At 69.2% G+C, this 10,585-nt stretch carries 10 protein-coding genes; 6 read left to right on the top strand and 4 right to left on the bottom strand.

Features of this window, described 5'->3' with window-relative positions:
* Both mptB and idsA2 read right to left on the bottom strand, forming a co-directional pair.
* Positions 1-911, bottom strand: a 911-nt coding sequence (gene mptB, locus A5697_RS08095; RefSeq protein ID WP_197500954.1) for a polyprenol phosphomannose-dependent alpha 1,6 mannosyltransferase MptB, incomplete at its 3' end; no start/stop codon positions are given.
* A gap of 4 nt (positions 912-915) precedes the next feature.
* Positions 916-1,965, bottom strand: a complete 1,050-nt coding sequence (gene idsA2 / locus A5697_RS08090) for a bifunctional (2E,6E)-farnesyl/geranyl diphosphate synthase (RefSeq protein ID WP_067945807.1) — start codon at positions 1,963-1,965, stop codon at positions 916-918.
* A 281-nt stretch (positions 1,966-2,246) separates the two neighbouring features.
* Here idsA2 and A5697_RS08085 point away from each other — a divergent pair, with 281 nt between their 5' ends.
* Entirely contained in the window at positions 2,247-3,143 is an 897-nt protein-coding gene (locus A5697_RS08085) for a mycobacterial-type methylenetetrahydrofolate reductase (protein ID WP_067945805.1), read from the top strand.
* Here the strand turns inward: A5697_RS08085 and A5697_RS08080 are convergent.
* Positions 3,140-3,787: a DUF3153 domain-containing protein gene (locus A5697_RS08080; RefSeq protein WP_068009580.1), complete on the bottom strand. Its 648-nt coding sequence runs from the start codon at positions 3,785-3,787 to the stop codon at positions 3,140-3,142. The genes A5697_RS08085 and A5697_RS08080 overlap by 4 nt on opposite strands.
* Positions 3,788-3,927: 140 nt before the next feature.
* Positions 3,928-4,536 carry an N-acetyltransferase gene (locus A5697_RS08075; protein ID WP_067946741.1) on the bottom strand — a complete coding sequence of 203 codons (609 nt, stop codon included), beginning with the start codon at positions 4,534-4,536 and terminating at the stop codon, positions 3,928-3,930.
* A 328-nt stretch (positions 4,537-4,864) separates the two neighbouring features.
* Here A5697_RS08075 and A5697_RS08070 point away from each other — a divergent pair, with 328 nt between their 5' ends.
* The 5 genes from A5697_RS08070 to A5697_RS08050 all read left to right on the top strand — a co-directional run bounded on the left by A5697_RS08070 (position 4,865) and on the right by A5697_RS08050 (position 10,482).
* Positions 4,865-5,269, top strand: coding sequence for a DUF3040 domain-containing protein (locus A5697_RS08070; RefSeq protein WP_067946743.1), 405 nt, complete (start codon positions 4,865-4,867; stop codon positions 5,267-5,269).
* Between the two features lie 435 nt (positions 5,270-5,704).
* The gene (gene mraZ / locus A5697_RS08065) at positions 5,705-6,136 is read left to right on the top strand and encodes a division/cell wall cluster transcriptional repressor MraZ (protein ID WP_007170790.1); all 432 of its coding nucleotides are present in this window, start codon (positions 5,705-5,707) and stop codon (positions 6,134-6,136) included.
* The gene (rsmH, locus tag A5697_RS08060) at positions 6,111-7,268 is read left to right on the top strand and encodes a 16S rRNA (cytosine(1402)-N(4))-methyltransferase RsmH (protein WP_156673209.1); all 1,158 of its coding nucleotides are present in this window, start codon (positions 6,111-6,113) and stop codon (positions 7,266-7,268) included. The genes mraZ and rsmH overlap by 26 nt, the downstream gene beginning before the upstream one ends.
* Complete coding sequence (locus A5697_RS08055) at positions 7,265-8,425, top strand: hypothetical protein (RefSeq protein WP_068009562.1); 1,161 nt, start codon at positions 7,265-7,267, stop codon at positions 8,423-8,425. The genes rsmH and A5697_RS08055 overlap by 4 nt, the downstream gene beginning before the upstream one ends.
* Positions 8,422-10,482, top strand: a complete 2,061-nt coding sequence (locus tag A5697_RS08050) for a penicillin-binding protein 2 (protein ID WP_067946736.1) — start codon at positions 8,422-8,424, stop codon at positions 10,480-10,482. The genes A5697_RS08055 and A5697_RS08050 overlap by 4 nt, the downstream gene beginning before the upstream one ends.
* Positions 10,483-10,585: the final 103 nt, after the last annotated feature.

Genomic DNA, 10,585 nt, shown 5'->3' with positions numbered 1-10,585 from the left:
CGTGTCCACACCCACACCATGAACGGCAGGGCGATCCCGGCGGTGGCCTTGACCGCGATCGCCACGGTGATCAGGCAAGTGGCGAGGACGTGGCGACCGGCGAAACTCAGCGCGATGCCGGCGGCCATCAGTCCCACCATCAGCATCTCGTTGTGCACCCCACCCATCAGATGGATGAGCACGAGCGGGTTGAGAACGCAGATCCATAGGGCCGTCGAGCCGTCGGCGCCCAGGTGGCGGGCCAATCGCGGGGTGGCCCAAATCAGCAGGGCCAGCCCCGGCAGCATGCACAGCCGCAGCAGCGCCGTTCCGGTCACCACGTTGTTGCCGACGAGCATCGTGACGAGCTTGGCCACCAGAATGAACGCCGGGCCGTAGGGGGCGGTGGTGATCGTCCAGATCGGACTTACGTTGTCCAGCAGGTTGTTCGGGTTGGCGACCGGCCCGACGGCGTAGGGATCCAGGCCGTCGCGCAGCAGGGCGCCCTGGGCCAGATACGAATAGGTGTCCCGGCTGAAGACGGGCACCGACAGCAGCAGCGGCGCCAGCCAGAAGGCGGTGGTGACCTTCATCGCGAACTCGGACATTTCGCCGGCCAGCACGCGGCGGCCCAGCCCCAGCCATGCGATCAGCATGAGACCCACGCCGGTCCACAACACCACCGACGACAACACCAGGCCGTGGCCGAAACGCAGCCAGGACATATGGATCGACTCCAGCAGCGGGTCGTGTTGCCGGGTGCTGCCCGCGCCCAGGCCGCCCACGGTGATCAGGACCGAACCGAGCATCCCCAGCTTCGCCGGCCGGGACTCCGGGGCGGCGGTGAATGCGCGCAACCGCGAAAACCAGCCACCGCCAGGCGGTTCCGTTGCCGGCGTGTCGGACGGCGGGCTGTGCGTCGGCGTCGTCATCGGCTCAGGCGGACCGGTCGGTGGCCATCCTGGCCAGCTCGGACAACCCGGCCTTGGCCGCCGCGTCGATGGGCGCGGCCGCCAGTGCGGTCAGCGCCCGTTGCGTCAGCTCGGCGATGCGTCGCTCGGCCGCGGCCAGCGCGCCCACCGAATCGATGACCTCACGCAGCCGGTCCACTTCGGCGTCGGTCAGCTGCGCGCCGATCGAGTCACGTAACAGGTTGGCCGCCAACGGATCCGACCTGTCCGCCAACTCCAGCGCCTCGGCCAGCAGCACGGTGCGCTTACCCGAACGCAAGTCGTCGCCCGACGGCTTGCCGGTCACCGCCGGGTCCCCGAACACGCCCAGCACGTCATCACGGAGTTGGAACGCCACCCCGAGGTCCGTCCCGAATCGGCCGAAGACGTCCTGCACGTCGGGCCGGTCGGCCGCGGCGGCCGCCCCCAGCTGCAGCGGTCGCGTAACGGTATAGCAGGCCGTCTTGTAAGTGTCGACGTTCATCGCGGACGCGATCGATTCGGCGGCGCTGGCCTCGGCGACGATGTCCAGGTATTGACCGCCCAGCACCTCGGTGCGGATCTCGGCCCACACCCGCTGGACGCGCCGCGCGGCCTCCGGTGACAGGCCCACGCGGAAAACGATGTCGTCGGCCCAGGACAGCGCGAGGTCGCCGAGCAGGATGGCGGCCGACATGCCGAACCGCTCCGGGGAGCCGCGCCACTGCCGATTGCGGTGCAGCTCCGCGAACCGGACATGAGCGGTCGGCCGGCCGCGCCGGGTGGAGGAGTCGTCGATCACATCGTCATGGACCAGCGCGCAGGCGTGCAGCAGCTCCAGCGCGGAAAACAGCAGCAGCGCTTCGGAATCGGGTTCCCCGGTCGCCACGGCGCGCCAGCCCCAGTAGGCGAAGGCGGGCCGCAGCCGCTTGCCCCCGTTGAGCACGAAATCTTCGAGGGCGGCGACGAGGTCTTCGTACTCGCCGCCGATGTAGGCGGTGTCGGCGCGCCGGTCGTGCAAGTACTGCCGCAGTCGATCGGTGATGGCGCGGGTCAACTCGACGGTTGCCGCTGCTTCTGAAGCTTTCAGGCTCAGCGCGGCGCCCCTTTCTCCGTCGACGTGTCTGCGTGTGCGGCAGGCCCGATCAGTGTATTCGGCGCGGCGCCGGGGATCCTTGCAACCTCGCGCGGGTGGGGGACCGCGGTTGCTTCGACTGGCTCACTATTCCCCCGAAAGCGGGTGGTACCCCCACGCCTATGCTGGCTGGGGTGTCGGGGCCGCCCGCTGGTGTGCGGCCGGGTGATGCCCCAAGCATTCGTCGGATGGAGAGAAGCCGCGTGACCCTCAACACCATTGCGCTCGAGCTGGTGCCGCCCAACGCCGATGAAGGCCGGGAGCGGGCGCTCGAAGACGCGCGAAAGGTGGTGCAGTACTCGGCCGAATCGGGTTTGGACGACCGGCTCCGGCACGTGATGATCCCGGGCATCATCGCCGAGGACGACGACCGTCCCATCACGATGAAACCCAAGCTGGACGTGCTGGATTTCTGGTCGATCGTCAAGCCCGAGCTGCCGGGGATCCACGGCCTGTGCACGCAGGTCACCGCCTTCTCCGACGAGCCGACGCTGCGGCGGCGGTTGACCGATCTGCGCGCGGCCGGGATGGAGGGCGTGGTTTTCGTCGGGGTCCCGCGCACCATGAACGACGGGGAGGGCTCCGGTGTCGCGCCCACCGACGCCCTGTCGATCTATCGCGAGCTGGTGCCCAACCGCGGCGTGATCCTGATTCCCACCCGCGAGGGTGAGCACGGGCGGTTCAACTTCAAGTGCGACCAGGGCGCGACCTACGGCATGACCCAGCTGCTGTACTCCGACGCGATCGTGGGGTTCCTGCGCGAATTCGCCAAGAACACCGATCACCGGCCGGAGATCCTGCTGTCGTTCGGTTTCGTCCCGAAGATGGAGAGCCGGGTCGGCCTGATCAACTGGCTGATTCAGGACCCGGGCAACCAGGTGGTCGCCGAGGAGCAGGAGTTCGTCAAGCGGTTGGCCGCCAGCGAACCGCCCCAGAAGCGCCGGCTCATGGTCGACCTGTACCAGCGCGTGATCGACGGGGTGGCCGAGCTGGGTTTCCCGCTGAGCATCCACCTCGAGGCGACCTACGGGGTGTCGGGGCCCGCCTTCCAGACGTTCGCGGAGATGCTGGCGTACTGGTCACCGGGCCCGGGGGTCTAGCTCGGCGGCTGGTCGCGGGGTGCGGTGAACCGCGGCGAACGGTCGCGGTTCATCCAGGCCAGCAGGGCGACGACGCCGGCCGCGGCGAACGACGCGATGCCGAGCCACACGCCCGCCCCGGTCAGGGACCGCGTGTTCGGGTCGGTGTAGCGGGCCTGGGCGGTCATGGTGCTCACGACGCCCGGTTTGAGCTTCCAGGAGACCACCGTGGACTCGACCCGGTCGCCGTTGGTGGAGGTCACCACGCCGGGGAAGGCGACGGTCAGCTCGACCTCGGCTTCGGGATCGGTCACGGAGGTCAGGTCCGCGCGACCCTCGAGGATCACCAGGTTGCCGTTCCGGCGCAGTGTGAGGTTCACGCCCTGCGCGTCGGAGTTCATGTTGGCCAGCTGCGGCAGCTCGGCGAAGGTCAGGTCTGAGAACACCGCCTGCGATCCCACATAACCGTCGCTGTCGTAGTTCGACACCGCCACCTTCTGGCTGAACGGCAGGTTGTTGCTGTCGAGTTGGGGCCCGGTGTCCTTGGGCGTCTTGGGTTTCGCGGCGGCGACGATCTCGCCGGACACCAGGTCATCGGGTGAGATCGTGAGCGACGCCCTGACCCGCAGGCACCCGGTGGCCAGCGGCACCAGCATGAGCAGCATCGCGATGGCGACTAACCGGCGCCGCCGAGCGGTGAATCCACGGGTTCGGGGCGGGGCATGGCTGGCGCGCACCAGGTCATCGTGCCAGATCGGGCGCGCCCCTTTGACGCGTTCGCCCGGGAGCGCCGTCGAGCCTGCGGTCACAGCGGCAGCTTGCGGCCCAGGATCGCGAATGCCCGTGGGTCGCCTGCGAAGTGGTAGCCGCGGATGAGGTCGGTGAAGCCCAGCCGCCGGTACAGCCGCCAGGCCCGATTGGGCTCACCGTTGGTCTCCGGCGTGGACAGCAGGACATTCTCTTCGGCCCGGCCGGCCAGGAGCCGCCGGGCCAGCGCCTCGCCGAGGCCGCGCCCCTGCGCGCGGGGATGAATGTGCAGCTCGGTCAACTCGAAATAGCTGTTCATCAGGCCGGCGATCTGCTGAGGCGGCAGGCCGCCGCGTTGCAGGCCGACGACGACCTGCTGCTGCCACCACTGCCCGGGGGCCCCGGGATAGCCGTAGGCCACACCGAGCAACGGCGCCTTGCTCAGTTCGGCCGCCGGCGGTATCGGGCCGTCCGCGTCGCCGCCCAGCTCGGCATCCACGACGCCCACCCCTTGCCACCCTGGCCGGCGGATGTGCTCGAGCCACATCGCCGCGCGCTGGTTTTCGGTGCCCCGCGGGTAGCGCATCGCGTCGACGTACACCTTCAGGGCGTCACCGAGGCGGCGCTCCATATCGGTGGGTGGCAGATCGATGAGGAATATCGCCAACTTGCGGTGTCCTCCTCGTCCTGTGCTCCGGCGCTTCACGCTCGCGTCTCCGCGCGGCCCGCGCCGTCATCGCCATTATCGGACCCGGGCGAGGTCGTCTGGCGAGCGGTCGCGGCAACGAACCCACGAGGGACACCGGGTGGGGAAGCCGGTTGTAGCGCACGGCCGTTCCGATTCCTATCGGTGCCAAGCCCCGGCCAGGATAGAATCGCCACCGAACCAGTGGTAAGGCGCAGATTGACCTCGTATCATTCAATTAGTTGCCCTCGCAACGGGCATCCGCGTGCTATCGATAGTTACGCGTCAAACTGTCGGCAAGGAGGGACGAATGCCACTCTCCGATCATGAGCAGCGGATGCTCGATCAGATCGAGAGCGCTCTCTACGCCGAAGATCCCAAATTCGCGTCGAGCGTCCGCGGCGGAGGGTTCCGTGCACCCACCGCGCGCCGCCGCCTGCAGGGCGCGGCGTTGTTCGTCATCGGCCTGGCGATGCTGGTTTCCGGCGTGGCCTTCAAGGCCACCATGATCGGAAACTTCCCGATTCTCAGTGTCTTCGGATTCATCGTGATGTTCGGCGGCGTGGTATTCGCCATCACCGGTCCGCGGTTGTCCGGCCGGCCCAACCACCCCGGATCGGCGACCGGGTCGCTCCGTCAGCGCCGTAACAAGGGCGGTGGCGGCTCTTTCACCAGTCGGATGGAAGACCGGTTCCGCCGCCGCTTCGACGACTAGCGGCCGCGGCGCCGCATAAGGGGTAGCCATCGGCTGCCCCTTTTCTTTTGCCCATTTCCGCCGCCCGCACCGGGCCGCGGCGCCATGGTCACAGACACATCCGAACCGGCCGGTGATCGACGGGCCGTCGATGCCGTTTCGAGGCCGGATCGAGTCCTAACCGAGCTTCGGCGCAGGACGTGAGCCCCACCGGCCCCCACGCGCTACCCCCCACTACGCCCCACCTGCCCAACGCACCGTTCTGACGTGCGGGTTTATGCCCAATGGTGTGGCGCCGGGCGTGGTCCGGCCGGCCGCCATATGTCGGCGGGAGCGGCTAGGGGTGGCAGATAACCTGGAAAACTCCGCCACGACACTTCATCAATGGGGCGAAGTGGGGGATTGTGGGGTATGGTGGCTGAAGTGTTTGGGTGACCCCGAGGGGGAGGTGAGCTGGTGTTTCTCGGCACCTACACGCCCAAACTCGACGACAAGGGGCGGCTGACGTTGCCCGCCAAATTCCGTGACGCGCTGGCAGGGGGGTTGATGGTCACCAAGAGCCAGGACCACAGCCTCGCCGTCTACCCGCGGGGCGAATTCGAGCAGCTCGCACGCCGGGCGAGCAAGGCCTCGCGGAGCAACCCCGACGCCCGGGCCTTCCTGCGCAACCTCGCCGCAGGCACCGACGAGCAGCATCCCGACGCGCAGGGGCGCATCACGCTCTCGGCGGACCACCGTCGCTACGCGAATCTGTCCAAGGACTGCGTGGTGATCGGAGCGGTCGATTACCTCGAGATCTGGGACGCGCAAGCCTGGCAGGACTACCAACAGACCCACGAAGAGAACTTCTCCGCGGCCAGCGATGAAGCACTCGGCGACATCATCTGAGGCGCATGCCCGTGCAACGTGGCCTCTGCCCGAACCGGCCCTGGCGTACTTCCCCAACGCCAGGTTCGTGCCTTCGGACAGAGACCTCGATGCAGGGACATCTCGCCCGAACCGGGGAGGTGTTGCGGTGCTTGACGATTCACCGGACTTCGGACATGTGCCCGTCCTGCTGCACCGCTGCGTCGAACTGCTCACCCCCGCGCTGACCCGTCACGACGCCGACGGTTCGGGCGCACTCCTTCTCGATGCCACCCTCGGCGCGGGCGGCCACGCCGAACGGTTCCTCACCGACCTGCCGGGCCTGCGGCTGATCGGACTCGACCGCGATCCCAGCGCCCTGGACATCGCCCGGGCCCGGCTGGCGCGGTTCGCCAACCGGATCACGCTGGTGCACACCCGCTACGACGGCCTCGCCACCGCGCTGGCCGAATCCGGTTACGCCACAGCCGGATCGGTCGACGGGATGCTGTTCGACCTGGGTGTGTCATCCATGCAGCTCGACCGCGCCGAGCGCGGCTTTGCCTACGCCCAGGACGCGCCGCTGGACATGCGGATGGATCCCGAGTCGCCGTTGACGGCGGCCGACATCGTCAACACGTACGACGAAGCGGCGCTGGCGGACATCCTGCACCGCTACGGCGAAGAACGATTCGCGCGCCGGATCGCGGCACAGATCGTGCGTAGGCGCTCCCGCGCCCCCTTCACGTCGACCGCGGAATTGGTAGCCCTGCTCTACCAAGCGATCCCGGCCCCGGCCCGGCGCACCGGCGGGCATCCGGCCAAACGGACCTTTCAGGCCCTGCGGATCGCCGTCAACGACGAACTGAACTCGCTGCGCAACGCAATCCCGGCCGGGTTGGACGCGCTCACCGTCGGCGGACGCATGGTGGTGCTGGCCTACCAATCGCTGGAAGACCGGATCGTCAAACGGTTGTTCGCCGACGCGGTCGCCTCCCGCACTCCGGTGGATCTGCCGGTCGAGCTTCCCGGCCACGAGCCGCGATTCCGGTCGCTGACTCACGGCGCCGAGCGTGCCGACGCCGAAGAGGTAGAACGCAATCCGCGCAGCGCCGCAGTCCGACTGCGAGCTGTGCAACGGGTCAAGCAGTCAACCGGAAAGGGCGACGCATGAAAGCAAAGCGCGAGACGCCGAATCGCCGCGGGGGGCGCGACGGTTCCGCCCGGCGGAGCAGGCGTTCGGCGGCCGATCCCGGTCCGGCGCGCCGCCCCCGGCCCGGACGCGCCTCCGCGCCCACCCGCGAGACCCGCGCGCCGAAGTCCGGACCGCAGACCAGCCCGGTCGCCCGGCCGGTCGAGCGGCCGGCGCGGCCCAAGAGCACGAGCCAGGCCAAAGCCCGTGCCAAGGCGCGGAAAGCCAAAGCGCCCAAGGTCGTTTGTCCTCGGCTGAGCGAACGCTTGGCGGCCCGGCTGGCCGCGATCGACCTGCGGCCCCGCACCCTGGCGAGCAAGGTTCCGTTTGTCGTCTTGGTCATCGGTGCGCTGGGCCTGGGGCTGGGCCTCACGCTGTGGTTGTCCACGGACTCCGCCGAGCGCTCCTACAAGTTGAGCCACGCCCGCGAGAAGACCCGGCTGCTGCAACAGCAGAAGGAGGCGCTGGAACGCGATGTGCGCGAGGCGGAATCCGCCCCGGCACTGGCGGAGGCGGCCCGCAAACAGGGCATGATCCCGACGCGAGACACCGCGCATCTGGTCCAGGATCCGTCCGGCAACTGGGTGGTGGTCGGCACGCCCAAGCCGGCTGACGGTGTGCCGCCGCCGCCGTTGAACAGCAAGCTCCCCGATCAAGGCCCGCCGCAGCCGCCCGCGCCGCCGGCGCCCGCCGCGGAGGTCCCGGTCCGGTTGCAGCCCGACCCCGGGGCGCCCGCGCCGGCGAGATCCGGGCCCGAGGCGCTGCTGCGCGCCCCGGACGGCTCGTCGACGCTGGGCGGCCAGCACCTGGGACAGGCCGGGCCTGTGCTGCCGGCCGCGCCGGGAGCGCCGGTTGCGCCGGCCACCGGGCAGGTCCCGGCTGTGCTGCCGGCGCCGGGTGTGCCGGTGCCGGGGTTGCCCGCACCGGCGGGGCCCGCGCTCGCTCCGGCACCCGCCGAGGTGTCGATCCCGTTGGGCGGCTTGCCCATTCCGCCGCCCGGGCAGCTGCCCGCGCCGCTACCCGCGGAGGTGCCGGTGCCGGTGCAGCGGGGGGTTACGCCCGTCGCTCCGGTGGCTCCCGTCGTCCCCGCCGCTCCGGTGCTCGGGCCGCAGCCCGCGACGCCAGGTGCGCCCCGGTGAGCCGCGGCGACTCCTCACGCAACCGCCGGTCGCAGCCGACGCGCGGACCCCGCCAGGCGCAGGAAACCAAGGGGGTTCGCCAGCCGAAGCGGCGTGCGAAGCAGCAGGCCGACGACGTCCGGGAGCCGAAGCGGTTCCGGAAAGCCAAGGCGGCCAAGGACGCCAAGAATCCCCGTCCGGGCGACCGGACTGACGCGGTGGCGGCCGGGCACTCGGCGCGGGAGCGGCGCACCCGGCTCGTGCAGGCGGGCACCCGCGGCGCGTCGTTCGTCTTCCGGCATCGGGCCGGGAATGCGGCCATCGGGGCCTTGATCGTGGTGGCCGCGGTCCAGTTGTTCGTCCTGCAGGTGACCAACGCGCCGGCGCTGCGCGCCCAGGCGGCGGGCCAGCTCAAGGTCACCGACGTCGAGAAGGCGGTGCGCGGCAGCATCGTTGACCGCAATAAGGATCAGCTGGCGTTCACCACCGAATCGCGCGCACTGACGTTCCAGCCCAAGAGGATTCGCAAGCAACTGGAAGAGGCCAAGAACAAGAACTCGGTGGCCCCCGATCCTCAGCAGCGCCTGCGGGATATCGCCAAGGAGGTCTCCACCCGGCTGGGCAACAAGCCGGACTCCGCGACCGTGCTGAAGAAGCTGCAAAGCGACGAGAACTTCGTTTATCTGGCGCGCGCCGTCGATCCGGCCGTCGCCAGCGCGATCTCCGACAAGTATCCCGAGGTCGGTTCGGAGCGACAGGATCTGCGCCAGTATCCGGGCGGGTCGTTGGCGGCCAACATCGTCGGCGGCATCGACTGGGACGGGCACGGGCTGCTGGGCCTGGAGGAGTCCCTGGACTCGGTGCTGTCCGGAACCGACGGCTCGGTCACGTATGACCGGGGATCCGACGGCGTCGTCATCCCCGGCAGTTACCGCAACCGGCACCGGGCGGTCAACGGTTCGATGGTGCAGCTGACCCTCGACGACGACATCCAGTTCTACGTCCAGCAGCAGGTCCAGCAGGCCAAGAATCTCTCTGGCGCACACAATGTCTCGGCGGTCGTGCTGGACTCGAAGACCGGCGAAGTGCTGGCCATGGCCAACGACAACACCTTTGATCCGTCACAGGACATCGGGCGCCAGGGGGACAAGCAGCTGGGCAACCTGGCGGTGTCCTCGCCGTTCGAGCCGGGCTCGGTGAACAAGGTCATCACCGCGTCGTCGGTGATCGAGTACGGCCTGTCCAATCCCGACGAGGTGCTGCAGGTGCCCGGGTCGATCCAGATGGGCGGGGTGCCCATCCACGACGCGTGGGACCACGGCGTGATGCCCTACACCACCACCGGCGTGTTCGGAAAGTCCTCCAACGTCGGCACTTTGATGCTCGCCCAGCGCGTCGGCCCGGAACGTTTCTACGACATGGTCCGCAAATTCGGTCTCGGGCAACGCACCAACGTGGGCCTGCCCGGCGAGAGCGCCGGGCTGGTGCCGCCGATCGACCAGTGGTCGGGCAGCACCTTCTCGAACCTGCCGATCGGGCAAGGCCTTTCGATGACGCTGTTGCAGATGGCCGGCATGTATCAGACGATCGCCAACGACGGGGTTCGGATACCGCCGCGGATCGTCAAGGCCACCATCGCGCCCGACGGCACCCGGACCGAAGAACCGCGTCCCGAAGGCGTGCGGGTGGTCTCGGCGCAGACGGCCCAGACCGTCCGCAACATGCTGCGCGCCGTCGTGCAACGCGACCCGATGGGTTACCAGCAGGGCACCGGGCCCGCCGCCGCGGTGACGGGCTACCAGATGGCCGGCAAGACGGGTACCGCGCAGCAGATCAACCCGGCCTGCGGCTGCTACTACGACAACGTCTACTGGATCACTTTCGCCGGCATGGCCACCGTCGACAACCCGCGCTACGTCATCGGCATCATGATGGACAACCCGGATCGCAACGCGGACGGTACGCCGGGCCATTCGGCGGCCCCGCTGTTCCACAACATCGCCGGCTGGCTGATGCAGCGCGAGAACGTCCCGCTGTCGCCCGACCCCGGTCCGCCGCTGACGCTGCAGGCCACCTGAGCGCAACGGGCCGCTACCTTCGGTGCAGGACGCAGTCGACGAGGGCATCGATCACGGTGTCGTCGACGGGCTCTCCCGTCACGATCACTCGATAGTGGAGCGG

Source organism: Mycobacterium sp. E3251 (assembly GCF_001666835.1).
GTDB lineage: Bacteria > Actinomycetota > Actinomycetes > Mycobacteriales > Mycobacteriaceae > Mycobacterium.
Note: the sequence above shows the minus strand (reverse complement) of the source record. Positions and strands in the feature narration are given on the sequence as shown.

What these genes read in the sequence shown, in the direction of transcription:
- A5697_RS08080 (WP_068009580.1), bottom strand. Translation starts at nt 3,787, where the DNA reads ATGCTGCTCATGCTGGTGCCGCTGGCCACCGGGTGCCTGCGGGTCAGG.
- A5697_RS08070 (WP_067946743.1), top strand. Translation starts at nt 4,865, where the DNA reads ATGCCACTCTCCGATCATGAGCAGCGGATGCTCGATCAGATCGAGAGC.
- A5697_RS08055 (WP_068009562.1), top strand. Translation starts at nt 7,265, where the DNA reads ATGAAAGCAAAGCGCGAGACGCCGAATCGCCGCGGGGGGCGCGACGGT.
- rsmH (WP_156673209.1), top strand. Translation starts at nt 6,111, where the DNA reads ATGAAGCACTCGGCGACATCATCTGAGGCGCATGCCCGTGCAACGTGG.